General features: G+C 67.1%; 23 protein-coding genes. 17 read left to right on the top strand and 6 right to left on the bottom strand.

Annotated elements, in window-relative coordinates; translation table 11 throughout:
* From CVV76_RS07980 to CVV76_RS07970, 3 genes are all read right to left on the bottom strand, one after another.
* Complete coding sequence (locus tag CVV76_RS07980) at positions 1-729, bottom strand: amino acid ABC transporter permease (RefSeq protein ID WP_102224095.1); 729 nt, start codon at positions 727-729, stop codon at positions 1-3.
* A 10-nt stretch (positions 730-739) separates the two neighbouring features.
* Positions 740-1,576: an ABC transporter substrate-binding protein gene (locus CVV76_RS07975; RefSeq protein ID WP_102224094.1), complete on the bottom strand. Its 837-nt coding sequence runs from the start codon at positions 1,574-1,576 to the stop codon at positions 740-742.
* A 133-nt stretch (positions 1,577-1,709) separates the two neighbouring features.
* Complete coding sequence (locus CVV76_RS07970) at positions 1,710-2,603, bottom strand: LysR family transcriptional regulator (RefSeq protein ID WP_102224093.1); 894 nt, start codon at positions 2,601-2,603, stop codon at positions 1,710-1,712.
* A 254-nt stretch (positions 2,604-2,857) separates the two neighbouring features.
* Here CVV76_RS07970 and CVV76_RS07965 point away from each other — a divergent pair, with 254 nt between their 5' ends.
* Positions 2,858-3,103, top strand: a complete 246-nt coding sequence (locus CVV76_RS07965) for a hypothetical protein (RefSeq protein ID WP_233192768.1) — start codon at positions 2,858-2,860, stop codon at positions 3,101-3,103.
* Positions 3,104-3,149: 46 nt separating this feature from the next.
* Here CVV76_RS07965 and CVV76_RS07960 read toward each other — a convergent pair whose 3' ends face one another.
* Complete coding sequence (locus CVV76_RS07960; RefSeq protein WP_102224092.1) at positions 3,150-6,761, bottom strand: hydantoinase B/oxoprolinase family protein; 3,612 nt, start codon at positions 6,759-6,761, stop codon at positions 3,150-3,152.
* Positions 6,762-6,926: 165 nt separating this feature from the next.
* On the opposite strand from CVV76_RS07960, the gene CVV76_RS07955 reads away from it, so the two are divergent.
* The 8 genes from CVV76_RS07955 (at position 6,927) to rfbA (ending at position 13,924) form a co-directional block, all read left to right on the top strand.
* Positions 6,927-7,898 carry a TRAP transporter substrate-binding protein gene (locus CVV76_RS07955; RefSeq protein WP_102224091.1) on the top strand — a complete coding sequence of 324 codons (972 nt, stop codon included), beginning with the start codon at positions 6,927-6,929 and terminating at the stop codon, positions 7,896-7,898.
* Positions 7,899-7,962: 64 nt separating this feature from the next.
* Positions 7,963-8,511, top strand: coding sequence for a TRAP transporter small permease (locus tag CVV76_RS07950; protein ID WP_102224090.1), 549 nt, complete (start codon positions 7,963-7,965; stop codon positions 8,509-8,511).
* Between the two features lie 4 nt (positions 8,512-8,515).
* Positions 8,516-9,814 (top strand): TRAP transporter large permease, encoded by a 1,299-nt coding sequence (locus tag CVV76_RS07945; protein WP_102224089.1) that lies wholly within the window; start codon positions 8,516-8,518, stop codon positions 9,812-9,814.
* Between the two features lie 97 nt (positions 9,815-9,911).
* Complete coding sequence (locus tag CVV76_RS07940) at positions 9,912-10,451, top strand: winged helix DNA-binding protein (protein ID WP_102224088.1); 540 nt, start codon at positions 9,912-9,914, stop codon at positions 10,449-10,451.
* A gap of 137 nt (positions 10,452-10,588) precedes the next feature.
* Complete coding sequence (gene rfbC / locus CVV76_RS07935) at positions 10,589-11,164, top strand: dTDP-4-dehydrorhamnose 3,5-epimerase (protein WP_102224087.1); 576 nt, start codon at positions 10,589-10,591, stop codon at positions 11,162-11,164.
* Entirely contained in the window at positions 11,161-12,201 is a 1,041-nt protein-coding gene (rfbB, locus tag CVV76_RS07930; protein ID WP_102224086.1) for a dTDP-glucose 4,6-dehydratase, read from the top strand. Before rfbC ends, rfbB begins: the two co-directional genes overlap by 4 nt.
* A complete protein-coding gene (rfbD, locus tag CVV76_RS07925; protein WP_102224085.1) occupies positions 12,198-13,052 on the top strand; it encodes a dTDP-4-dehydrorhamnose reductase in 855 nt (284 codons plus the stop codon). Before rfbB ends, rfbD begins: the two co-directional genes overlap by 4 nt.
* Entirely contained in the window at positions 13,049-13,924 is an 876-nt protein-coding gene (rfbA, locus tag CVV76_RS07920) for a glucose-1-phosphate thymidylyltransferase RfbA (protein WP_102224084.1), read from the top strand. Before rfbD ends, rfbA begins: the two co-directional genes overlap by 4 nt.
* Positions 13,925-14,167: 243 nt before the next feature.
* Here rfbA and CVV76_RS07915 read toward each other — a convergent pair whose 3' ends face one another.
* Positions 14,168-15,001: a DUF6473 family protein gene (locus CVV76_RS07915; RefSeq protein WP_102224083.1), complete on the bottom strand. Its 834-nt coding sequence runs from the start codon at positions 14,999-15,001 to the stop codon at positions 14,168-14,170.
* Positions 15,002-15,194: 193 nt separating this feature from the next.
* Here CVV76_RS07915 and CVV76_RS07910 point away from each other — a divergent pair, with 193 nt between their 5' ends.
* Entirely contained in the window at positions 15,195-16,070 is an 876-nt protein-coding gene (locus CVV76_RS07910; RefSeq protein ID WP_102224082.1) for a 3-hydroxybutyryl-CoA dehydrogenase, read from the top strand.
* Between the two features lie 285 nt (positions 16,071-16,355).
* On the opposite strand, the gene CVV76_RS07905 is transcribed toward CVV76_RS07910, so the two are convergent.
* Positions 16,356-17,954, bottom strand: a complete 1,599-nt coding sequence (locus CVV76_RS07905) for a phosphoenolpyruvate carboxykinase (protein ID WP_102224081.1) — start codon at positions 17,952-17,954, stop codon at positions 16,356-16,358.
* A 351-nt stretch (positions 17,955-18,305) separates the two neighbouring features.
* Between CVV76_RS07905 and CVV76_RS07900 the strand changes: the two genes are divergently transcribed.
* The 7 genes from CVV76_RS07900 to CVV76_RS07870 are packed head-to-tail and all read left to right on the top strand — an operon-like array spanning position 18,306 to position 23,741.
* Complete coding sequence (locus CVV76_RS07900; RefSeq protein WP_102224080.1) at positions 18,306-19,007, top strand: response regulator transcription factor; 702 nt, start codon at positions 18,306-18,308, stop codon at positions 19,005-19,007.
* 10 nt (positions 19,008-19,017) lie between these two features.
* A complete protein-coding gene (locus tag CVV76_RS07895) occupies positions 19,018-20,775 on the top strand; it encodes a sensor histidine kinase (RefSeq protein WP_102224079.1) in 1,758 nt (585 codons plus the stop codon).
* 56 nt (positions 20,776-20,831) lie between these two features.
* Entirely contained in the window at positions 20,832-21,239 is a 408-nt protein-coding gene (locus CVV76_RS07890) for an HPr kinase/phosphorylase (RefSeq protein ID WP_102224078.1), read from the top strand.
* Between the two features lie 8 nt (positions 21,240-21,247).
* Entirely contained in the window at positions 21,248-22,150 is a 903-nt protein-coding gene (rapZ, locus tag CVV76_RS07885) for an RNase adapter RapZ (RefSeq protein WP_102224077.1), read from the top strand.
* Positions 22,147-22,551, top strand: coding sequence for a PTS sugar transporter subunit IIA (locus CVV76_RS07880; RefSeq protein ID WP_102224076.1), 405 nt, complete (start codon positions 22,147-22,149; stop codon positions 22,549-22,551). Before rapZ ends, CVV76_RS07880 begins: the two co-directional genes overlap by 4 nt.
* Positions 22,548-22,817, top strand: a complete 270-nt coding sequence (locus CVV76_RS07875; protein ID WP_102224075.1) for an HPr family phosphocarrier protein — start codon at positions 22,548-22,550, stop codon at positions 22,815-22,817. The genes CVV76_RS07880 and CVV76_RS07875 overlap by 4 nt, the downstream gene beginning before the upstream one ends.
* Entirely contained in the window at positions 22,818-23,741 is a 924-nt protein-coding gene (locus CVV76_RS07870) for a lysophospholipid acyltransferase family protein (protein WP_102224074.1), read from the top strand.
* The last annotated feature ends 36 nt before the right edge of the window (positions 23,742-23,777 follow it).

Here is a 23,777-nt window from a genome sequence, read left to right as displayed (position 1 = left end):
TCAGTCATCTCCGCCGACCCTTTTCGATTGCACGCCCATGCGCCGCTCCCAGGCGTTGACCGCATAGGTCATGGGAACCGTGAGCAGCAGGTAGAAGATGCCGGCGGCCGTCAGGGGCGAGAGGTTCGCGTTGTTGATCGCCGCGTCCTGCGCGATCGAGAAGATCTCGCGCTGGCTGGTGGTCAGGCCCAGAAGGAACACCAGCGCAGTGCCCTTGATGACAAGGATGAACTGACCGGTCAGCGGCGGCAGCACGCGCCGGATGCCCTGCGGCAGGATGATGTAGACAAAGCATTTCGCCGGCGACATGCCCAGCGACCGCGCGGCCTCGATCTGGCCTTTCTCGACGCTTTGCAGGCCGGCGCGGAGAATCTCGGCCATGTAGGCGCTCTCGATCAGACCGATGGCGAAAGCGGCGTAGGCGTAGGTGTTGTTGCCGAAGAGGGCGAGGCCGGCCAGCGGCAGCCCCTGCCCGATGATGTAGATCGTCAGGATGTGAGGCAGGCCGCGCAGGATGTCGACATAGGCCCGGCAGACCCCCCGCAGCCAGCGGGCACGGGCCGACAGGCCCACCGCCACCACCAGCGCGCAGGCCAGCCCGATCAGGCTGGCGAGGATCGCCAGCAGGATCGTGTTGGGCAGCCCCGTCAGGATGAGCTGCGGCAGCACCTCCGCGATCTCGTGCGGATCGAAGAACGTCTGCTGGATCTTGATCAGACCGTCGAACATACCGCCCGCCCTATTGCGCCGGTTTCTGGTGCGGCATGCCCGGGTAGTTGGCATAGAGATCGTCGGGGATCCGCACCGTCGCCGGATGCCACTTTTCCCACAGGCTGGTGAAGGTGCCGTCGGTCATCAGCCCGGTCAGCGCCTTGTCATAGGCCTTCTTGAGCGCGCCGTTGTCCTTGGCGACGGGAAAGCCCGCCTTGCCCGTCGTGACCACCTGCGAAGCGGCAAGCTGATCGTGCTGCGTCACCAGGCGGTTCGCCGTCGACAGGCCCGTGAACAGCCCGTCGACCTGATGGGCGAGCAGTGCGTTGAGGCTGGCCGCGATGTTGGGAAACTCCCTGACCGACACCTTCGGCGCGATCTTTTCCAGCTTGGGGATCAGCGCGCTGCCGCGGGTGATCGCCACGGTCTTGCCGTCGGCGCCGTCGACCTTCTCGATCCGGGCCGTCTTCAGCGTTACCAGCCGCGCCTGATTGTAGCCGACCGGCACCGTGAAATCGACGATCTTCGCACGCTTCTCGGATTCCAGCATGTCGAAAGCGGCGGTGTCGTAGCGCCCGTTGCGCACGCCCGGCACCATGCTGGCGAAATCCGTCGCGACATAGACGACCTTCAGCCCAAGCTTCTTGGCCACCGCGTCGTTCAGTTCGACCAGGAAACCGGTGGGCTTGCCATCCTTGATGAACGACACCGGCTTGTCGTCGGTGCGGTAGGCGATGGTCAGCTGCCCCGGCCGCACGGTCTTGAGCGCGGGCGCGTCGGCCCGTGCGCCCGTGCCAAGCCCGAGGGTGGCCAGCACGGCAAGCGCCGAGGTCGCAATGGCCCGGCGGGTCCAGTCATGTCGCATTCGAATTCCTCCCGTTCGGTCGTCAGGGCGCGCGCTGTCCTCCCGACGGCGCGCTCCTCCCTGCCGGGGCGCAGGATCGGCCAGCGGCCCGGCAATGCCAATTCCGGATCGGCATGAGTTTGATAAGCTGACCTTATGACTCGGCGCGCGCCAGCCGCAGGGCATCGCGAAGCGCGGGGGCCGTGTCGCTGCGGCGATACATCATGCGCAGGTCGGCATGCACCGGCTGCACGAGCGACCGGAAGGCGACGCCGGCCACCCCCAGCCGTTGCGCCGAGGCCGGCACCAGCGCCACACCCAGACCGGCCCCCACGAGGCACAGCATCGTCGCGATCTGCGGCACCGTCTGGCCCTGCCTCGGGGTGAAACCCGCCGCCGCGCAGGCATCGCGCACCAGCAGGTTCAGCCCGCCACTCTGCTGGCGCCGGAACTCGATGAACGGGCTGTCGGCCAGCGCCGCAAGGTCGAGCGGCGCCTCCCCCGCTGCCAGCTCATGCGCCGCGGGCAGCGCCGCGACCATGTGATCGCGCGCCAGCGTGAGAAAAGCGATCTCCGGCGGCACCGACGGGTCGGGCGCCCTGAGCAACCCGATGTCCATCTGACGCTCGATCAGCAGATGCGTCTGGTCGGTGACCGAACACTGATCCAGCCGGAGAGAGATCGCCGGCCGGCAGGCGGAGATCGCCGCCATCAGCGCGGTGAACCGCGGATGGATCGCGGCCGATCCGACATATCCCACCTGCAAGGCACGATTGAGGGCGCGGCCCGCCACAAGGCCGGTCTGCTCCGCCCGGCTCGCCTGATCCAGCACCGCGCGCGCCTCGGGCAGCAGCCTGCGTCCGGCCTCGGTCAGCTCCACCCGCTGGCGCGCGCGGTCGAACAGCGCGGCGCCGAGATGGCTCTCGACCGTCTTGATCAGCTGGCTGAGCGCCGACTGGCTGATCCCCAGCTGCTCTGCCGCCAGCCCGAAATGCAGGGTTCCGGCCGCCGTGGCGAAGGCCCGCCAGTGCCGCAGTTCCAGTGCCATCGCGTCCCCCTCCCCTCCGGCCCGGTCGCCCCATTGCGCCCGCGTCACGGGGGCCAAAGCCTGTCAGTACCAAGTCTTACCAGCGAACCCCGCCGCGAACAGCCCCGATGCACAGCCCCCCTGAAACCCGCCCGCAAGCCATGCGCCGGGGACATGAGGGCTTTTCATTCACGGGGAGTTGTCGCTGCAACGCAGCAATGCCATCTATGGGGCCAAGGGAGGCGATGTAAAACGCCAAATTCCAGAGGTTTGCTATGGCCAAGACTTTCGACACCCCCGTTTCCGGCAACGCTCTCGCGCCGATCGGCGCCCAGATTGCCGCAGTTGCGAAAAGCGTCTTCGGCGGCTTCGTCCGCGGGCTCGACGCGTACATGACGGCGCGTTCGCGCCGCGACCAGATCGAGCGCCTGAACGCCAAGTCCGACGAGGAACTGGCGCAGATGGGCCTGAAGCGCGAGGACATTCCGCGCCACGTGTTCCGCGACCTGATCGGCTTCTGATCCGGACGGCGGCCCGGTTCCGGACCGCCGCCCCGTTCGCGATACGTCAGGCGGCGCTGCCGTAGCCGCCGCCGCCCGGCGTCTCCATCACGAAGACATCGCCCGCCGCCATTTCGGCGGCGTCATTGCCTGAAAGCGGCTCCACCCGGCCATCCGCACGCTCCACCGCGTTGCGCCCCGGAGCGCCCGGTGAACCGCCCGCCACGCCGAAGGCCCGGGTGACGCGGTGCGACGACAGCACCGTCGCCGTCATCGCCTCGAGGAAGCGCAGCCGCCGCACGATCCCGTCGCCGCCGCGATGCGCCCCTTCGCCACCCGATCCGCGACGGATCCGGAACTCCTCCACCCGCACGGGAAAGCGCGTCTCAAGTACCTCCGGGTCGGTCATCCGGGTGTTCGTCATGTGACTGTGCACGGCACTCGCCCCATCGAAGCCCGGACCCGCGCCGGTGCCGCCGCAGATTGTCTCGTAGTTCTGGTGGATGTCGTTGCCATAGACGAAGTTGTTCATCGTCCCCTGGCTGCCCGCCACCGTGCCAAGCGCGCCGTAAAGCGTGTCGGCGATCGCCTGGCTCACCTCGGTATTGCCCGAGATCACCGCCGCCGGCCAGCGCGGGTTCAGCATCGAGCCCTCTGGCACCACGATCTCGATCGGCTTCAGACACCCCTCGTTCATCGGGATCTCGGCCCCCACCAGCGTGCGGAAGACATAAAGGACGACCGCCCGGCAGATCGCCAGCGGCGCGTTGTAGTTCAGCGCATCCTGCGGGGCCGACCCGGTGAAATCCACCACCGCCCGGCGCGCCGCGCGATCGACGCGCACCGCCACCTTCAGCGCCGTCCCGCTGTCGAGCGGATAGGTGAAGGCGCCGTCTTTCAGCACATCGATCACCCGGCGCACGCTTTCCTCGGCATTGTCCTGCACATGGCGCATGTAGGCCTGCACCACGTCGACCCCGAACTGCGCCGTGATGCGGCGCAGCTCTGCCGCCCCCGTGGCGTTCGCCGCGATCTGGGCGGCGAGGTCGGCCATGTTCTGATCGACGTTGCGGCAGGGATAGCGGCCCGAGGACAGCAGCGCCCGGGTGTCGGCCTCGCGCAGCCGGCCCGCCTCGACCAGCCGGAAGTCGTCGATCAGCACGCCCTCCTCCTCGATGTGGCTGCTGTCGGGCGGGGCGGAGCCGGGGGTCTTTCCGCCGATGTCGGCATGGTGGCCGCGCGAGGCGACAGTGAAGAGGATGCGCTCGCCCTCAGCGTCGAAGACCGGCGTGACGACGGTCACGTCGGGCAGGTGGGTGCCGCCGTCGAAGGGGTTGTTCATCATGAAGACGTCGCCGGGGCGAATCCTGCCGGCATTGCGGCGCAGGATGGCGCGCACGCTTTCCGACATGGACCCCAGGTGCACCGGCACGTGCGGGGCATTGGCCACGAGGTCGCCCGCGGCATCGAAGATGGCGCAGGAAAAATCGAGCCGCTCCTTGATGTTGACCGAATAGGCGGTATTGGCGAGCGTGGCGCCCATCTGTTCCGCGATCGACATGAAGAGGTTGTTGAAGACCTCGAGCATCACCGGATCGGCACGGGTGCCAAGCGCCTCCTTCCGGGCCAGAGGCACGGTGCGGGTGAGGATCAGGTTGCCGCCCGGCCCGGCCTTCGCTTGCCAGCCGTCCTCGATCACGTTGGTGCCGGTCGGCTCTGTCAGGATGGCGGGACCGGCGAGGGTGTCGCCGGCGGCAAGGCTGGCGCGGTCGACCAGGGGCACATCGCGCCAGTCGCCGCCGGTGTGCATCCGCGCGGTCGCTGCGGGCGTGCCCGACGGCAGGGCGTCGGGCAGGGTCACCGCCTCGCCCGTGGCCCCCACCGCCTCGGCCGTCAGCAGGTCGAGGACAAGGTCGCCGGCCTCGGGCGCGAAGCCGAAACGTTGCAGATGGGCGGCGGCGAAAGCTTCGGCCATCTCGTCTGCCGGACCGAAGGGCACCGGCAGGGTCTGGTGCCCGCCCGAGGTCCGCAAATGCGCGGTGCTCAGGATGCGGATCGCGCCGTCGGCGATGCCCTGCCCCGCGACCTCATCGCGGGCGTCTCGGGCGAGACGGTCCAGCACGCCGGCAGCCTCTGGCGCGCCGATCGGGCGCGAGAACTGGTGTTCCCGGATCGCCCGCACATCGGCGAGGCCCATGCCGAAGGCCGAGAGCACCCCCGCGAACGGGTGGACAAAGATCGTGGTCATGCCCAGCACGTCGGCCACCTGGCAGGCATGCTGACCGCCCGCGCCGCCGAAGCAGTTCATCGCATAGCCGGTGACGTCATGGCCGCGCTGGACCGAGATCTTCTTGATCGCGTTCGCCATGTTCTCGACCGCGATGCGCAAGAAGCCTTCGGCCAGCGCCTCGGCCGACATGGGCGCATCGCCGGTCTCGTCGGCGATACGCGCGGCCATCTCCTCGAACAGCTTCCGGGGGGCGGCGATATCTAGCTTTTCGTCACCGTTCCTGCCGAAAACGGCCGGAAAGTGGTCGGGCTGGATCTTGCCCAGCACGACGTTGCAGTCGGTGACGGTCAGGGGGCCGCCGCGGCGATAGCTGGCCGGCCCGGGGTTGGCGCCCGCGCTTTCAGGGCCGACCTGCAGGCGGCCATCGCGGAACGACAGGACGGACCCGCCGCCCGCCGCCACGGTGTGAATGTTCATCATCGGCGCGCGCAGGCGCACCCCCGCAGTCTCGGTCTCAAAACTGCGCTCGTAGCTACCGGCGTAGTGGCAGACGTCAGTTGAGGTGCCGCCCATGTCGAAGCCGATCACATGGTCGAAGCCCGCCTCCTCGGCAGTGCGGGCCATGCCCACGACACCCCCCGCCGGCCCCGACAGGATCGCGTCTTTCCCCTGGAACAGGGACGCATCGGTAAGTCCGCCGTTCGACTGCATGAACATCAGGCGCCCTGCCCCCTCGTCGGCCCCCAGGGCCTCCGACACCTGCGCCACGTAGCGGCGCAGGATCGGCGAGAGGTAGGCATCGACCACCGTCGTGTCGCCACGCGCCACCAGCTTGATCAACGGGCTGGCCTCATGGCTGAGGGAGACCTGCGTGAACCCCGCCGCTCGGGCAAGCGCGCCGATGCGTTCCTCCTGCTGCGGGAAGCGGTAGCCGTGGATCAGCGCCACGGCCACGGCGCGAAAGCCCCGGGCATGGGCCCCGGCCAGCGCCCGGGCCACCGCGTCCTCGTCGAGCGGCGTCACCTCCGCCCCGTCGTGGGCGAGGCGGGCGCCAACCTCGATCACCTCCTCGGCCAATGTCTCGGGCAGGCGGATATCGAGGTCGAAGAGGCGCGGGCGGCTTTGCGTGCCGATCCGCAGCAAGTCACCAAGTCCCGTGTTGGTGACGAAAAGTACCCGCTCCCCCTTGCGCTCCAGGAGCGCGTTGGTGGCGACAGTGGTGCCCATCTTCACCGCTTCGATGGCGCCCTCCGGGATCGGGTCCGCAGCGCCGAGGCCCAGGATCTCACGGATCCCCTGCACCGCGGCATCGCGGTAGCGCTCGGGGTTCTCGGACAGGAGCTTGTGCGTCATCAGCGCCCCGTCGGGCCGGCGCGCGACGATGTCGGTGAAGGTTCCGCCCCGATCCAGCCAGAACTGCCATTTGCCCTTGCCCGCGTCCTCTGCCATCGTTCCCGTCCCATGAAGTTACCGAATTTCCGCAGGTTCCGCCCACCGCTTCCAAGCCGGAGAGGGCCTCGCCGCATCGTGACTCGGGACGCTAGTAAAACGTTGACAAATTGTCAATGTAACGACATCGTATCGTCATAGCTCGAACCAACAGGGAGAATAATCATGGGCTTTTGGACAAACTTCGGCGGCGCGCTTGCCGTCGCGCTGACCACCGCCGCGGGGGCGCAGGCCGAGACCTGGCAGATGCCGACCCCCTACCCCGACGCGACCTTCCACACCCAGAACGACATGGATTTCGCCAAGGACGTGGCTAAGGCGACCGACGGCAAGCTGGAGATCAAGATCCACTCCGCCGGGTCGCTGTTCAAACACCCCGAGATCCCGCGCGCGGTCCGCTCGGGGCAGGTGCAGATCGGCGAGTTCTTCCTGTCGATCATGAACAACGACAACCCGGCCTTTGGCGCGGATTCCCTGCCGTTCCTCGCCACCTCCTATGACCAGGCGGAAAAGCTTTGGACGGCGCAGAAGCCCGTGATCGAAAAGCTGCTGGAAAAGCAGGGGATGATGGTGCTTTACGCGGTGCCGTGGCCGCCGCAGGGCCTTTACACCAAGAAGCCGATCCATTCGGTGAAGGATCTCGCGGGCCTCAAGTTCCGGTCCTACAACGCGACGCTGGAAAGCTTTGCCAAGGCCGCCGGAATGGCGCCGACGCAGGTCGAGGTGCCGGACATCCCGCAGGCGTTCTCGACCGGCCGGGTCGAGGCGATGATCACCTCGCCCTCCACCGGCGTGAACTCCAAGGCGTGGGACTTCCTGAGTTACTACACCGATATCCAGGCCTGGCTGCCGAAGAACATCGTGGTCGCGAACAAGCGCGCCTTCGACCACCTGCCGAAGGACGAGCAGAAAGCCGTGCTGGAGGCCGCCGCCAAGGCCCAGACCCGCGGCTGGGAGATGTCGAAGAAGGAAACGGTCGAACAGACCAAGGCGCTTGCCGCCCATGGCATCCACGTCGAGAAGCCGACGCCCGAACTTGAGAAGGGCCTCAAGGAGATCGGCGCCAAGATGCTGACCCAGTGGAAGCAGAAGGCCGGCGCCGAGGGCGCGGAGCTTCTCAAGGCCTACCAGCAATAAGTCACACGCGGGCGGCACCGGAGGGCGCCGCCCGTTCCATTGGCAGGGACAGGGGAGCAACGCGATGCGCAAGGCTCTGGACGCGCTCTATCGGCTCAGCGGAGGGTTGGCCGCCTTCTTCATCGTGGCGATCGTGGTGGTGGTGCTGGCACAGGTCTGCCTGAACCTCGCCGACAAGATCATGGCCGGGCTGGGGATGGGGGCCGTGGGCCTGACGATCCCGTCCTATGCCGAGTTCACCGGCTACTTCCTCGCCGCCTCGACATTTCTCGCGCTGGCCTACACGCTGCGTGGCGGCGGCCACATACGGGTGACCCTGGCGATCCAGTTCATGCCGCAGGGCCTGCGCCGGGCGACCGAGGCGCTGGTGCTCGCGGTGGCCACGCTGATGACCGGCTTCGCGTCATGGCACATGGTGCTTTATGTCCACGACAGCTGGTCCTATGGCGACATGTCCTCGGGCATGGTGCCGGTGCCGATCTGGATCCCGCAGGCACCGCTGGCCATCGGCCTCGTCATCCTCACCATCGCGCTTCTCGACGACCTCGCCCAGATCCTGACCGGCCGCGCGCCGAGCTTCGAGGGCAAGGACGAGAGCCTTCTGAGCGAGTAGCCCCATGTCGATCCTCACCCTCTCGGCGCTGTTGCTGGCGCTTCTGTTCCTGATGCTGGGGCTGGGCCTCTGGGTTGCCTTCTCGCTGATCGGCGTGGGCCTCGCGGCGATGACCATCGGCACCGACTCCCCCATCGGCACGGTCATGGCGACCACGATCTGGGGCAATTCCAACTCCTGGGCGCTGGCGGCGCTGCCGCTGTTCATCTGGATGGGCGAGATCCTGTTCCGCTCGCGCCTGTCGGAAGACATGTTCACCGGACTCGCGCCGTGGATGGAGCGGCTTCCGGGCCGCCTTCTGCACGTCAACATCTTCGGCTCGGGCATCTTTGCCGCCGTGTCAGGCTCTTCCGCTGCCACCGCGGCCACCATCGGCAAGCTGTCGATCCCCGAACTGAAGCGGCGCGGCTATCCGGAGCGGATGATGATCGGCACGCTGGCCGGATCAGCCACGCTGGGCCTGCTGATCCCGCCGTCGATCATCCTGATCGTCTACGGCGCGGCGACCGAGCAATCCATCGCCCGGCTGTTCATCGCGGGGGTGCTGCCCGGGCTTTTGCTGGTGGCGCTCTTCGTGGGCTACGTCATGGTCTGGGGCTGGCTCAACCGCGACAGCCTGCCGGTCGAGGAAGGTGAGAACCTGAGCTTTCGCGAAAAGCTGAAACGCTCGCGCCGGCTGATCCCGATCGTGGTGCTGATCGCGGGCGTGATCGGCTCTATCTATGCCGGAATTGCCTCTCCCACCGATGCGGCCGCCGTGGGTGTCGCGCTGGCGCTGATACTGTCCTGGGCGTCCGGGTCGCTCAATCGTCAGACATTCGTCGAAGGCCTCATGAGTGCGACGATGACCTCGTGCATGATCGCCTTTATCCTTGCGGGTGCGGCCTTCCTGACCGTCGCCATGGGGTTCACCGGCATCCCCTCGCTGCTGGCGGAATGGATCGGCGGGCTGAACCTGTCGCCCTACGCGCTGCTTGCGGCACTGACGGTGTTCTTCATCGTCATGGGGTGTTTCCTCGACGGGATCTCGGTCGTGGTGCTGACCACCTCGGTGATCATGCCGATGGTGGAAAAGGCCGGGATAGACACGATGTGGTTCGGCATCTTCGTGGTGATCGTGGTCGAGATGAGTCAGATCACCCCGCCCGTGGGCTTCAACCTGTTCGTGCTGCAATCGCTGACCGGGCGCGACATCCTGACCGTCGCCCGCGCCGCCCTGCCCTTCTTCCTGCTGATGCTGGTCGCGCTGGCCCTCGTCACGCTGTTCCCGGGCATCGCGACCTGGCTGCCGAACCACATGTAGCCCCCGAACGCCCGCGTTTCCCACACGAAACGCGGGCGTTTCTTGCCTGTCTTCCCCTCGGATGGCATCATGGCGGCAAGACGGAGAGGAGCCCGCCATGTCCACACCCCCCAAGACCCAGCCCAAGACACCGGAGGCCGCGATCGTCTCGTCCGCGCATCTCGCGGGCGACGGCCCCGGCTGGCAGATGAGCGAGCTGGAATACGCGCTGACCATGGCCAACAACGCCTTTTCGCGCTGGATGCTGCATTGCATGGCCGCGCTCGGGCACAAGGATTTCAACCCGCTCGACATCCTGATCCTGCACAACGTCAACCACCGCACCAAGGAAAAGCGGCTGATCGACGTGGCATTCATGCTCAACATCGACGACACCCACACCGTGAACTACGCACTGAAGAAGCTGGTACGCGCGGGCCTGGTGGAGGGGCGCAAGATGGGCAAGGAAATGTTCTACCAGACCACGCCCGAGGGCGCCGATCTGTGCACCCGTTACGGCAAGCTCAGGCGCACATGCCTGCTCGAGGCGACCGAGGCCTCGGGCCGCGACTATGACGAGATCAGCCATGTCGCCGCGGTGCTGCGCAGCCTCTCGGGCCTTTACGACCAGGCCTCCCGCGCCGCGGCCTCGCTCTAGCCGCCCCGGGGCATCCATCCCCTGGCCGCACCACTTTCATCCCCGGTGAAGACGCACGTTTGACGTGTGGGTCACTTGGGGTAAGGTGGCGCCTGTGGTGGGCCGGGGTGAGACACACTGCGGACAAAGGCAAGAACATGGGTATCAGGACCGAGGCGACCACGCTTGAGGGGGTCGTTGTCGTCACCCCGGACAGATTCGGCGATTCGAGGGGCTTCTTCTCAGAAAGCTGGAACTGCAACACTTTCGCCGCGGCCGGCATCACCACCCCCTTCGTGCAGGACAACCACTCCTTCTCGGCCAGCCGGGGCACGGTCCGCGGCCTGCATTTCCAGGCCCCCCCTCACGCGCAGGCAAAGCTGGTGCGTTGCAGCCGTGGCCGCCTGTTCGACGTGGCAGTCGACATCCGCAAGGGATCGCCCACCTACGGCCAGTGGACCGGGGCCGAACTCTCGTTCGAGAACGGGCGCCAGATGATGATCCCCGCGGGGTTCCTCCACGGCTTCGTCACGCTCGAGGACGATGTCGAGATCGCCTACAAATGCTCCGACTACTACGCCCCCGATTGCGATGGCGCGGTGCGGTTCGACAGCCCCCAGATCGGCATCGACTGGGGCATCGCCCCGGGCAGCGCGGTGTTGTCCGACAAGGATGCCCGGGCCATGGATTTCGCCGATTTCGACTCTCCGTTCACCTACGGAGGCGCGGCATGAAGATCCTCGTGACCGGCGGCGCGGGGTTCATCGGCTCCGCGGTGGTGCGGCTTGCGGTGGCGCGGGGCCACGAGGTGGTGAACCTCGACGCGCTGACCTATGCCGCCTGCCTCGACAACGTGGCCGAGGTAGCCGACAGCCCGCTTTACGCGTTTGAGCACGCGGACATCCGCGACCGCGCCACGCTGGACCGGGTGTTCGCGGCGCATCGGCCCGACGCGGTGATGCACCTCGCCGCGGAAAGCCATGTCGACCGCTCGATCGACGGCCCCGGCGCGTTTGTCGAGACCAACGTTACCGGCACCTACAACATGCTGGAGGCCGCCCGGGCCCACTGGATCCACGCGGGCCGGCCCGACACCTTCCGCTTTCACCACATCTCGACCGACGAGGTTTACGGCTCCCTCGGCGCGACCGGCAAGTTCACAGAGGTCACGCCCTACGATCCGCGCAGTCCGTATTCCGCGTCGAAGGCGGCGTCGGACCATCTGGTCCGGGCCTGGCACGAAACCTATGGCCTGCCCGTCGTCCTGACCAATTGCTCCAACAATTATGGGCCGTTCCACTTCCCCGAAAAGCTGATCCCTGTGGTCATCCTGAACGCGCTGGCCGGGCAGCCGATCCCTGTCTACGGTCGTGGGGAGAACGTGCGCGACTGGCTGTTCGTCGAAGATCACGCAGACGCCCTGCTGACCGTGCTGACCCGCGGGCGGTCCGGGCGCAGCTACAACATCGGTGGCGAGAACGAGGCGCGCAATATCGATCTGGTGCGGACGATCTGCGCGCTGCTCGACGAGATGCGCCCCGGCGCGGCGCCGTATGCCGGCCAGATCGCCTTCGTCACCGACCGGCCCGGCCACGATGCGCGCTATGCCATCGACCCCGGGCGGATCCGCGAGGAGCTGGGCTGGCGCCCCTCCGTCACGCTCGAGGAGGGGTTGCGCCGCACGGTGCGCTGGTATCTCGACAACGAGGGCTGGTGGCGTGCGCTGCAGAACCGCGCGGGCGTGGGCCAACGACTGGGAACCGGGACATGAGCGTGCTGATCTTCGGAGAAACCGGCCAGCTTGCCCGCGAACTGGCGCATCTTCTGCCGGGGGCGCGGTTCCTCGGCCGGGACGCGGCGGACCTGCGCGATCCCGCGCTCTGCGCCGGGATCGTCGCGACCACCGACGCCGCGGCGGTGATCAACGCCGCCGCCTACACGGCCGTCGACCGCGCCGAGACCGAACCGGAGATTGCGGCAACCGTGAACGGCCTGGCACCAACGGCGATGGCCCGGGCAGCGGCCGCGCGGCGGATCCCTTTCCTGCATGTCTCGACCGACTACGTCTTCGACGGATCCGGCGCCGCCCCGTGGCAGCCGCAGGCGGAAACGGCGCCGCTGGGCGCCTATGGCCGCACCAAGCTTGCGGGCGAAAACGGGGTGCGGGCGGCGGGCGGGGTGCACGGGATCCTGCGCACCTCCTGGGTGTTCTCGGCCCATGGCGCGAATTTCGTCAAGTCGATGCTGCGGCTCGGGGCGGAGCGCGACAGCCTGCGGGTGGTCGCCGATCAGATCGGCGGGCCCACGCCGGCGGCGGCGCTCGCCGCGGCGCTGGTCACGATGGCCGACGCCCTCCTCCGTGACCCGGGGCTGAGCGGCACCTATCATTTCGCCGGCGCGCCGGAGGCAAGCTGGGCCGATTTCGCGCGCGAGATCTTCGCCCGGGCGCATCTCGGCTGCAGGGTCGAGGATATTCCCGCCACCGCCTACCCGACCCCCGCAGCCCGGCCCGCGAACTCGCGGCTCGATTGCACCGCGACCGAGGCCGCCTTCGGCATCGCGCGGCCGGACTGGCGGCCGGGGCTGAACGATGTGTTGACCGAACTGGGGGCGCTGACATGACCACGCGAAAGGGCATCATTCTGGCCGGCGGCTCGGGCACGCGGCTCTACCCCGTGACCATGGGCATCTCTAAGCAATTGCTGCCGGTCTACGACAAGCCGATGATCTACTACCCGCTGACGGTCTTGATGTTCGCGGGCATCCGCCAGATCGCGATCATCACCACGCCCCAGGATCAGGCGCAGTTCCAGCGCCTGCTGGGCGACGGAAGCCAGTTCGGTCTCTCCTTCACCTGGATCGTGCAGGAGCGCCCCGAAGGCCTGGCCCAGGCCTACCTCTTGGCCGAGGATTTCCTGGCCGGCGCCCCCTCGGCCATGGTGCTGGGCGACAACATCTTTTTCGGGCACGGCCTGCCCGAAATCCTCGCCCGGGCCGATGCGCAGGCAAGCGGCGGAACGGTTTTCGGCTACCGGGTGTCGGATCCGGAGCGCTACGGCGTGGTCGGTTTCGACGCCGCGGGCAACGCCCGCTCGATCGTCGAGAAACCCGCGCAACCGGCCTCGAACTACGCGGTGACGGGCCTTTACTTCCTGGACGGCACGGCCCCGCAAAGGGCGCGCAAGGTCGCCCCCTCAGCCCGGGGAGAGCTGGAGATCACGGACCTGCTGGAGCAATACCTGCAAGACGGCAGCCTGACCGTCAGCCGCATGGGCCGCGGCTACGCCTGGCTCGACACCGGAACCCATGCAAGCCTGCTGGACGCGGGAAACTTCGTCCGCACATTGGAAGAACGGCAGGGCCTTCAGGTCGGCGCGCCGGACGAGATCGCCTACCAGAAGGGCTGGATCAGCACGCAGGACCTCAGGGCGCGGGCCGAGACCTTCGCCAAGAACAGCTATGGAAAATACCTGATGGATCTGGCCCGGGACTGACCGCCCCGGCCGACACCGTCGCGCCCGTGCGCCCTCCCGGCGGGGGGCGCAATTTCACCAGATCACCACGCACCGCCCTGTCGGACAGCCCTGTCCGGACCGCCGCAATCGTGCCCCGACCCTACGGCCCGGAAAAACAACGCATCCCTTTCTTCTGAGCGAAAATATCCCACGGGGGTCCGGGGGTGTGAAACCCCCGGTGACCGTCCCCCGCCAAGCCGCATCCCGACTGGTCTCCCGCGTTCAGGCCGATACCATCTTCCGCAGGACCGGCGCCAGCGCGCGGGCGACTTCGGCATGCACCGCGGGCCCCGGAAGCTCGCTCGCCGCCGCCTCGTCGAGGGCCGAGAGCACCATGCCCTGATTTCCCGCTTCCCGCGCGGCGGGGGATGAGATCACCTCGATCGTCTCGGTCGCATGCACGGCCACCGCCGCGATCATGTCGCGATCGACGAGGATCGGCTCGCGGTCCAGGCGCGGCGCGGCGCCGCCCGCGGCCGGGGCGTGGTCCGCGGTCCACAGAAGCACCGTCTTGCCCGGGATCCGGCGCAGCAGAAGCTGCATACGTGCCACCCAGGCGGCCTTGAGCTCATCCGCGACCACTTCGAACCGCTCGGGCGACAGCTCCTGCAGCGCCCTGAGCATATGGCGGGTGAAGTGGAATTCGGTGAAATCCACCTCGCGGTAGATCGTCTTGAGCAGGGACGAGGCGCGCAGGAACCGGTCGTTGCGGCGCGGATGCACGGCATAGAAGCGGTTGGTCATGTTGTGGGCGCCCATGACCTGTACCACGGTCACCCGCGCGCTTGCACACAGATCGACGACGCCCGGATCGTTCAGATAGACGTCGACCCCCGCGTTCATGCAACCGAAGTTGACCATGCGCAGGCCGGTCGCTTCCTCGACCAGCGCCGGGTAGGGCCGCTCGATGAAGCGGCCATAGGTTTCGTTCCCGCCCAGCACCGCGCAGAAGTTTCCGTCAAGCTTGCGGCGCGGGCCGCGGAACACCAGCTTCGACTGCCCGTAGCGGCAGGGATGATAGTCGAGCGTTCCACCGCCCGTGATCTCGTACGCCATTGCACCCACCCTTGGATTGCGACTCACCTTCGCGCCCAGCATCGCCCCGGGGGGTTGCGAAAGCGCTAAGGCGCGCCGCCGGTAGGTGCCGCGATCCCTAGAATTCGCAGCACTCCGGGCAGCGCCGCCTTGCACCTATGCCGCACCGCCGCATATGGTGCGCGCGACGCGAACGAGGAGGTGGAGACGGCGCATGGCAGTTAAATCGGTAGGGATCGTCGGCGCGGGCCAGATGGGCAACGGCATCGCCCATGTCTTTGCGCTGGCAGGCTATGACGTGCTGCTCAACGACATCAGTCAGACCGGCCTCGACAAGGCGATCGCGCTGATCGACCGCAACCTCGAGCGGCAGGTCAGCCGCGGCAAGGTCACGGCCGAGGACAAGGCGGCGGCGCTGGGGCGCATCAAGACAACGCTGACGCTGACCGACCTCGGCCCCAGCGACCTGATCATCGAGGCCGCGACCGAGCGTGAGACGGTGAAGCAGGCGATCTTCGAGGATCTTCTGCCGCATCTGAAGCCCGAGACGATCCTGACCTCGAACACCTCGTCGATCTCCATCACCCGGCTGGCAAGCCGCACCGACCGGCCCGAGAAGTTCATGGGCTTCCACTTCATGAACCCGGTGCCGGTGATGCAGCTGGTGGAGCTGATCCGTGGCATAGCGACGGACCAGGAGACCTATCAGACCCTGCTGGGCGTGGTGGAGAGCCTGGGCAAGACCGCGGCGAGCGCCGAGGATTTCCCGGCCTTCATCGTCAACCGCATCCTGATGCCGATGATCAACGAGGCGGTCTATACGCTCTACGAGGGCGTGGGCAACGTGAAGTCGATCGACGAGTCGATGAAGCTGGGCGCGAACCATCCGATGGGGCCGCTGGAACTGGCCGATTTCATCGGGCTCGACACCTGCCTCGCGATCATGAACGTCCTGCACGAAGGGCTGGCCGATACCAAGTACCGCCCCTGCCCGCTGCTGACCAAGTATGTCGAGGCCGGCTGGCTTGGCCGCAAGACCAAGCGCGGGTTCTACGATTACCGCGGCGAGACGCCGGTTCCGACGCGCTGATCGCACCCTCGCCGTATTCGGCACAATTTCCGCCGGTCAGCGGCAGGATTTCGAGGGGGCCGATGCGGATCGGCCCCCTCGCCAGCTTCACGCGGGGCCACGCGTAGGGGCTGCAAAGCCGCCGGTGCCTACCTCAGCGCTCCGTCTATCGCCCCGGAAAAGTCCGCACTTCGTGTCAGCAAAAAGGCCATCGTGCCGGCGCGCCCTTGCGGAGGGCAGATGCGGATAGGGCCCCCAAGCGGGGGCCCTACGCAATGACAGGTCGGCGTCTGGCCCGCGGGCGGGTCAGCCCAGAGCAGCGGCCTTCACGTCGTCGTCGATGTAGGGTGCGTATTGCGCGAAGTTGTCGGCGAACATGCCCACCAGCTTGGCCGCCTGCGCGTCATAGGCCGCCTTGTCCGCCCAGGTCTGGCGCGGATCCAGCAGCGCGACGTCGACGCCCGGCACCGCCACCGGCACCTCGAAGCCGAAGTTCGGATCCTTGCGGAACTGCACCGAGTGGAGCGACCCGTCCAGCGCCGCCGTCAGGAGCGCCCGCGTCGCCTTGATCGGCATGCGCGAACCCACGCCATAGGCGCCGCCGGTCCAGCCGGTGTTGACCAGCCAGCACGACGCGCCGTGCTGCCGGATCTTTTCCTGCAGCAGCTTGCCGTAGACCTCGGGCCGGCGCGGCATGAACGGCGCGCCGAAGCAGGTCGAGAAGGTGGGCTCGGGCTCGGTCACGCCCTTCTCGGTGCCGGCCACCTTCGCGGTGAAGCCCGACAGGAAGTGGTACATCGCCTGCGCGGGCGACAACCGGGCGATCGGCGGCAGCACACCGAAGGCGTCGCAAGTCAGCATAACGATGTTCCGCGGATGCCCCGCCACCCCGGTCTCGGAGGCGTTGGAAATGAAATCCAGCGGGTAGGCACAACGCATGTTCGCGGTCTTCGAGATGTCCTCGAAGTCCAGCTCCAGCGTGTCCTCGTCCCACACCATGTTCTCGATCACGGTCGAGAAACGGCTGGTGGTGGCGTAGATCTCGGGCTCCGCCTCGGGCGAAAGGCTGATCGTCTTGGCGTAGCAGCCGCCTTCGAAGTTGAAGCTGCCCTTGTCGGACCAGCCGTGTTCGTCATCGCCGATCAGGATGCGCGCGGGATCGGCCGACAGCGTGGTCTTGCCGGTGCCCGACAGACCGAAGAACACCGCCGCATCCTCGGGGTTGCCCGGCGCGTGGTTGGCCGAGCAGTGCATCGGCATGACACCCTTGGCCGGCAGCATGTAGTTCAGCAGCGAGAATACCGATTTCTTGTTCTCGCCGGCATATTCCGTGCCGCCGATCAGGATCAGCTTCTTGTCGAAGTTCAGCGCGATCACGGTCTCGCTGCGCACCCCGTGACGTTCCGCGTCGGCCTTGAAGCTGGGGCAGTTGATGATCGTGAACTCGGGCATGAAGCCGTCAAGCTCCTCGCGCGCGGGACGGCGCAGCAGGTGCCGGATAAAAAGGCCGTGCCAGGCCAGCTCGGTCACCAGGCGCACGTCGAGGCGGTAGGTCGGGTCGGCCCCGGCGTAGAGATCCTGAACGAAGTAGTCGCCGCCCTTCATGTGGGCGATCATGTCGGCGTAGAGAACGTCGAAGGACTCGGGCGACAGCGGCTTGTTGTTTTCCCACCAGATATCGTTCTCGACGCTGGGCGTGCGAACCACGAACTTGTCCTTGGGCGACCGGCCCGTGTGGACGCCCGTGTCGACCAGGAAGGTGCCTCCGAGACCGAGCTTGCCCTCGCCGCGCTTCACGGCCGCCTCCACCAGAGCAGGTTCGATCAGGTTGTAATAGACATTGCCGAGCCCCTCGATCCCCTGGTCTTCCAAGCGTTGGGCCGGGTTAACGCGTCCGTTCGTCATCTGTAGGCTCCTGATGCCAGCCGTGGTGGCATTCCAAATGCAATCCGTGACGGCCCTGTTCCGGCTAGGGCTGCGGAACGTGCCGGCCGGTCCTCCTCCGGGCCGACAAGGCCTATTAACATGCGGTTACAAAGTTGGAACAGGACGCTTTGCCACCGTTAGCGCAACCAAGCGAACGATAGCGCAACCATCCCGGAAAGGTGAGGCAAATTAGTCAATGCTTCGGAAATTTCGCCTCTTCTGAAGGCGCATCGGGCAGGTGATTCGCAGTTTGCAGTTGATTCCGTGGCGGATAGTCCGGACAATGTGGCAAAAAGCAGGCAAATCAGAGCAGAACGAGGAAATGGTTACATGTCGCGTATTGCGCTCGTGGATGACGACAGGAATATCCTGACGTCGGTTTCGATGACCCTCGAGGCCGAGGGGTTCGAAGTCGAAACCTACAACGATGGCCAGTCGGCCCTCGATGCCTTTAACAAGCGGCTGCCCGACATGGCCGTTCTGGACATCAAGATGCCGCGCATGGACGGCATGGACCTGCTGCAGCGGCTGCGCCAGCGCACCACGATGCCGGTCATCTTCCTGACCTCCAAGGACGACGAGATCGACGAGGTTCTCGGTCTGCGGATGGGGGCGGACGATTATGTCAAGAAACCGTTCAGCCAGCGCCTGCTGGTCGAACGTATCCGCGCACTGCTGCGCCGGCAGGAGGCGTTGGGATCCGGCGAGGTCGCGGTCACCGAGGAAACCAAGGTGATGGAGCGCGGCAGCCTGACGATGGACCCGCTGCGCCACGCGGTCAGCTGGAAGGGCAAGGACGTGTCGCTGACCGTGACCGAATTCCTGCTGCTTCAGGCCCTGGCACAGCGCCCCGGCTTCGTCAAAAGCCGCGACCAGCTGATGGACATCGCCTATGATGACCAGGTCTATGTCGACGACCGCACCATCGACAGCCACATCAAGCGGCTGCGCAAGAAGATGCGCACGGTAGACGCCGACTTCTCGGCGATCGAAACACTCTACGGCATCGGCTACCGCTACAACGAAGAATGACAGTGTCGTCATGACCCTCGCCTCGCGCTTCGATTCACAAGATTCAGCCGCCCCGAAGTCATCCGCGAAGCCGGGGGCAAAAGCCGCCGGCAGCAGCGGCGACGTCCTGCTGGGCGAAGACTGGGTCGCGTCGGACGCCGACCCCGAGGCGCGCGCACGCCACAAGCGGTCGCGTCTCGTGTCGCTCAACCGCTCACCGCTGGCGCGCAAGATCATCACCTTCAACCTGATGGCGCTGATCCTGCTGGTGGCGGGGGTGCTCTACCTCAATCCCTTCCGTGACAGCCTGGTGCAGCAGCGCGAGAATGCGCTGGTCGCGCAGGCCGGGTTGATCGCCTCGATGGTCGAAAACAACCTTCCTGCCGGCGGCATGGCCGCGCCGGACGCGGGCCCCGCCGTTGCCGCGACGGCCAGACTGGCGGCCGGCAGCCTCGCCCACGGGGTTGAGCTGTTCCTCTACGATGCGGACGGCATGCAGCTCAGCCAGGCGGTCGGGCAGGCCAAGGCCGCCCCCCTGACCGGCGTTGCCGGCAAGGGGGAACGCAACACCGTGATCACCAGCTTCCTGAACTGGATCTGGGACGGGATCTCGGGCGTCCTGACGCCCGACCGCGGAACGGAGCCCGGCTACAACGCCGCCGACCAGGCCCGCGCGCTGGTGGCCGCCGCCGCGAAGGGCACCACCCAGGTCAACACCGGCACCAATTCGAAGGGCGCCACGATCTTTGCCGTCGCCACCCCGATCGTGCGGGCCGGCAAGGTGGTGGGCGTCGTCGCCGCGACCTCCGCCGCCGGCGAGATCGACCAGCTCGTCCGCTACGAGCGCGAGCAGGTGCTGCAGATGTTCGTCATCGCCATCCTCGTGTCGGTCGGGCTGTCGCTGGTGCTGGCCTCGACCATCGCCAACCCGCTGTCCGACCTCGCCGCCGCAGCCGAACTGGGCCGCGACCGGCAGGCCCGCAAGATGAGCCCCGCGCGCGTGCGCATCCCAGACCTCGCCGCCCGCCCGGACGAGATCGGGCGCCTGTCGATCGCCCTGCGTGGCATGGTGGCCGCGCTTTACGACCGGATCGAGGCGAACGAACAGTTCGCCGCCGACGTGGCGCACGAGATCAAGAACCCGCTTGCCTCGCTTCGATCCGCCGTGGCCTCGATGCGGCTGGCCAAACGCGACGACCAGCGCGAGAAGCTTCTGGGCGTGATCGAGCATGACGTGCGCCGCCTCGACCGCCTGGTCAGCGAGATCTCGAACGCCTCGCGCCTCGACAGCGAACTGGTGAAGGAAGAGGAAGAACAGTTCAACCTGCTGAAGATGCTGGGCAACCTCGGCGACTACCTGGGCAAGGAAGCGGCGCAGAAGGGGGTGGATTTCATCACCGACCTGCCCTCGCAGCCGATCCTGGTGCACGGGCTCGAGGCGCGGCTGGCGCAGGTCTTCGTCAACCTGATCACCAACGCCGTGTCCTTCTGCGAAGATGGCGACGCGGTGCGGGTCTGGGCCCGCCAGCGCGAGAACCGCGTTCTCGTGGTGGTCGAGGATACCGGCCCGGGCATCCCGGATCAGGCACTCGGCAAGATCTTCAAGCGGTTCTACTCGGAACGTCCGCCGGGGCAGTTCGGCGACCATTCGGGCCTTGGCCTGTCGATTTCCAAGCAGATCGTCGAGGCGCATGGCGGCGTGATCTGGGCCGAGAACATCCGCCCGACCGACGCCGATGCCACCTCGGAGCCGCTTGGCGCCCGCTTCGTCGTGGGTCTGCCGGTGTGACGCCGGCCGCCCCCGACGCCCCGCGAAAGGCCTCTCCGCCTCCGGACGCCGAAACCATGATCCACGCTTCCTGCGTCGCGCTCGAAGGGCGCGGCGTTCTCATTCTCGGGCCCTCGGGGGCCGGCAAGTCGGCGCTGGCGCTGCAACTGATGGCGCTTGGCGCGCGGCTGGTGGCCGACGACCGCACCAGCCTGATGCCGCGCGGCGGGCGGCTGATCGCGCGCGCCCCCGCGGCCATCTTCGGCCGGATCGAGGCCCGCGGCATCGGCATCCTGGCCGCCGACGCGCTGGACGAGGCCGAGATCGCCCTTGCCGTCGACCTCGGCGCGACCGAGACCAGCCGCCTCCCGCCCGAGCGCGTCTTCACCGCGCAGGGGTGCGCTGTGCCGCTTTGTCACGGCCCCGCGACTGGCCATTTCCCTGCCGCACTGGTGCAATATCTTCGGGCAGGTCGGATCGCATGAGGCACGAAATGAGCACGGGCGAGGCCGGACATCGGCTGGTGCTGGTCACCGGGCCTTCGGGCGCCGGGCGCTCCACCGCGATTGCCGCGCTTGAGGATCTTGGCGCCGAGGCGATCGACAACCTGCCGCTCAGCCTGGTCCCCCGGCTGCTCGACGGCCCGCCGCTGGCCCGCCCGCTGGCCCTTGGCATCGACGTGCGCAACCGCGATTTCAGCGCCTCCGCCACGATCGATCTGATCGACACCCTCACCCGCCGCCCCGACGTCGCGCTGGAGCTTCTGTTCCTCGACTGTACCGAGGACGAGCTGATCCGCCGCTACGCCCAGACCCGCCGCCGTCATCCGCTTGCCCCCGATGGCGACCCGGCGCAGGGCGTGCTGCGCGAGGCCGACCTGTTGACACCGATCCGTGCCCGGGCCGACGTGCTGATCGACACGTCGGACCTGACCCCGCACGACCTGCGCGCCGAACTGGAACGCTGGTTCGCCCCGGCGGATGGCGGGCCGCGCATGGCAGTGTCGGTGCATTCCTTTTCCTACCGTCGCGGGGTTCCGCGCGGGGTGGACATGATCTTCGACGTGCGCTTCCTGCGCAATCCGCACTGGGATCCGGCGCTGCGCGCGCAGGACGGACGCGACCCGGCGGTCGCCGCCTATATCTGGGCCGATCCGAACGCCGCCGCCTTCTTCGACAAGATCGTCGAGCTGCTGGCGATCGCGATGCCCGCACAGCTGGAAGAGGGCAAACCCCACCTCGCGATCGGCTTCGGGTGTACCGGCGGGCAACACCGATCGGTTGCAATGGCCGAGAAACTGGCGCATGCGCTTGCGCAGCAGGGCTGGGCGGTGTCAAAACGGCACAGGGAACTTGAACGGCGGGCGGCGAACGCGGCCCCGGAGGGACGGCCGTGATCGGCATCGTGATCGTTGCACATGGCGGCCTCGCGCGGGAATATCTCGCCGCGGTCGAACATGTGGTCGGCGCCCAGACCGGGATCCGCGCGATCACAATCGAGAACGACCACGACCGCGACGCCAAGCAGGCCGAGATCCGCCGCGCTGCGGATGAGGTCGACGACGGCTCCGGCGTGGTGGTGGTGACGGACATGTTCGGTTCTTCGCCCTCGAACCTTTCGCTTCCGGCCTGCATGCCCCGCAACCGCCGCATCCTGTACGGCGCCAACCTTCCGATGCTGGTCAAGCTGGCGAAATCGCGCCGGCTGAGCGTGCCCGAGGCAGTTCAGGCTGCGATGGAGGCCGGGCGCAAGTATATCGATTCCATGGATGTGGGCGGGGGAACGGAGAACCCATGACGGAATGCGTTCTGAAGATCGTGAACGAAAAGGGACTTCATGCCCGCGCATCGGCCAAGTTCGTCGAGGTGGTCGAGGCCCATGACGCCTCGGCCGAGGTCAGCAAGGACGGCATGGATGTGTCCGGCGATTCGATCATGGGGCTTTTGATGTTGGCAGCGTCGCGCGGAAGCACTATTGAGGTCCGGACCAGTGGCCCGGAGGCAGACAAGCTGGCCGTGGCGCTCGAGGCGCTGGTGGCCGACCGGTTCGGGGAAGACTTCTAGATGGGGCGGATCGATCCGGGGATCGAGCAGGCCCCGTGGGACGGTTCATCTGTGGCGGACCAGAGCCAAGAGCATCACAAGTACATCGGTGATCCCGACTATACGCCGTATGACAAGCGGCGGCTTTCCTATGCCGGGACCTTCACCAACCCCTGGAAATCCACCTCGATCCGCGCGATCGAGCTGGCGACGGGCAAGCTGCGCCTTCTGCACCTGATCCGCCAGTTCGAATCCCGCGGGCCCGCCCGCGGTCAGGAATTCTGGGACCGCACGCTCGACGTCATGGGGATCGACCTGCAGACCCCGGCGGAGCAGATCGCCCGGATCCCGAAGACGGGCCCGGTGGTGGTGGTCGCCAACCACCCTCACGGCCTTGTCGACGGTCTGGTGATGGGCTGCCTCGTCGGCCGGGTCCGTCAGGATTTCAAGATCCTGACGCGGTCGCTGCTGACCGGGATCGAGGAAATCGCCTATCACATGGTCCCCGTGCCCTTCCCGCACGAGGAAGACGCCCAGCGCAAGGGGCTGGAGATGCGCCGTCATGCGATGGATCATCTCAAGAACGACGGCGTGGTGATCCTGTTTCCCTCGGGCCAGGTCGCGGCGTCGGAAACATGGTTCGGCCCGGCGGTCGAAGCCGACTGGAACCCCTTCACCGCCAAGATGGTGCTGCGTTCGGGCGCCACGGTGCTGCCGATCTACTTCCCCGGCCAGAACTCTCGCGCCTACCAGATCGCCAACAAGCTTTCGCCCACGCTGCGGCAGGGCCTGTTGCTGCATGAGATCAAGTACGCGCTGAACCGCCCGCAGGCCCCCGTGATCGGTGCCCCGATCGCGCCCGAGGCGCTTCAGGAATGGTCGTCTAACCCGCGCGGTTTCATGGCCTGGATGCGGGAACAGACGCTGGCCCTCGGGTCGAACTGAGCCGCCGGGTGCCCCCCGGTAGGGTGCGGTTGAACG

The sequence above is a fragment of the Acidimangrovimonas sediminis genome (assembly GCF_002871005.1).
Lineage (GTDB): Bacteria > Pseudomonadota > Alphaproteobacteria > Rhodobacterales > Rhodobacteraceae > Acidimangrovimonas > Acidimangrovimonas sediminis.
The sequence above is the reverse complement of the archived record's forward strand: the minus strand, read 5'-3'. Positions and strand labels throughout refer to the sequence as shown.

Excerpts from the sequence above, each read along its gene's own strand:
- CVV76_RS07980 (WP_102224095.1), bottom strand. The coding sequence starts at position 729 with ATGTTCGACGGTCTGATCAAGATCCAGCAGACGTTCTTCGATCCGCAC.
- CVV76_RS07975 (WP_102224094.1), bottom strand. The coding sequence starts at position 1,576 with ATGCGACATGACTGGACCCGCCGGGCCATTGCGACCTCGGCGCTTGCC.
- CVV76_RS07970 (WP_102224093.1), bottom strand. The coding sequence starts at position 2,603 with ATGGCACTGGAACTGCGGCACTGGCGGGCCTTCGCCACGGCGGCCGGA.
- CVV76_RS07965 (WP_233192768.1), top strand. The coding sequence starts at position 2,858 with ATGGCCAAGACTTTCGACACCCCCGTTTCCGGCAACGCTCTCGCGCCG.
- CVV76_RS07960 (WP_102224092.1), bottom strand. The coding sequence starts at position 6,761 with ATGGCAGAGGACGCGGGCAAGGGCAAATGGCAGTTCTGGCTGGATCGG.
- CVV76_RS07955 (WP_102224091.1), top strand. The coding sequence starts at position 6,927 with ATGGGCTTTTGGACAAACTTCGGCGGCGCGCTTGCCGTCGCGCTGACC.
- CVV76_RS07950 (WP_102224090.1), top strand. The coding sequence starts at position 7,963 with ATGCGCAAGGCTCTGGACGCGCTCTATCGGCTCAGCGGAGGGTTGGCC.
- CVV76_RS07945 (WP_102224089.1), top strand. The coding sequence starts at position 8,516 with ATGTCGATCCTCACCCTCTCGGCGCTGTTGCTGGCGCTTCTGTTCCTG.
- CVV76_RS07940 (WP_102224088.1), top strand. The coding sequence starts at position 9,912 with ATGTCCACACCCCCCAAGACCCAGCCCAAGACACCGGAGGCCGCGATC.
- rfbC (WP_102224087.1), top strand. The coding sequence starts at position 10,589 with ATGGGTATCAGGACCGAGGCGACCACGCTTGAGGGGGTCGTTGTCGTC.
- rfbB (WP_102224086.1), top strand. The coding sequence starts at position 11,161 with ATGAAGATCCTCGTGACCGGCGGCGCGGGGTTCATCGGCTCCGCGGTG.
- rfbD (WP_102224085.1), top strand. The coding sequence starts at position 12,198 with ATGAGCGTGCTGATCTTCGGAGAAACCGGCCAGCTTGCCCGCGAACTG.
- rfbA (WP_102224084.1), top strand. The coding sequence starts at position 13,049 with ATGACCACGCGAAAGGGCATCATTCTGGCCGGCGGCTCGGGCACGCGG.
- CVV76_RS07915 (WP_102224083.1), bottom strand. The coding sequence starts at position 15,001 with ATGGCGTACGAGATCACGGGCGGTGGAACGCTCGACTATCATCCCTGC.
- CVV76_RS07910 (WP_102224082.1), top strand. The coding sequence starts at position 15,195 with ATGGCAGTTAAATCGGTAGGGATCGTCGGCGCGGGCCAGATGGGCAAC.
- CVV76_RS07905 (WP_102224081.1), bottom strand. The coding sequence starts at position 17,954 with ATGACGAACGGACGCGTTAACCCGGCCCAACGCTTGGAAGACCAGGGG.
- CVV76_RS07900 (WP_102224080.1), top strand. The coding sequence starts at position 18,306 with ATGTCGCGTATTGCGCTCGTGGATGACGACAGGAATATCCTGACGTCG.
- CVV76_RS07895 (WP_102224079.1), top strand. The coding sequence starts at position 19,018 with ATGACCCTCGCCTCGCGCTTCGATTCACAAGATTCAGCCGCCCCGAAG.
- CVV76_RS07890 (WP_102224078.1), top strand. The coding sequence starts at position 20,832 with ATGATCCACGCTTCCTGCGTCGCGCTCGAAGGGCGCGGCGTTCTCATT.
- rapZ (WP_102224077.1), top strand. The coding sequence starts at position 21,248 with ATGAGCACGGGCGAGGCCGGACATCGGCTGGTGCTGGTCACCGGGCCT.
- CVV76_RS07875 (WP_102224075.1), top strand. The coding sequence starts at position 22,548 with ATGACGGAATGCGTTCTGAAGATCGTGAACGAAAAGGGACTTCATGCC.
- CVV76_RS07870 (WP_102224074.1), top strand. The coding sequence starts at position 22,818 with ATGGGGCGGATCGATCCGGGGATCGAGCAGGCCCCGTGGGACGGTTCA.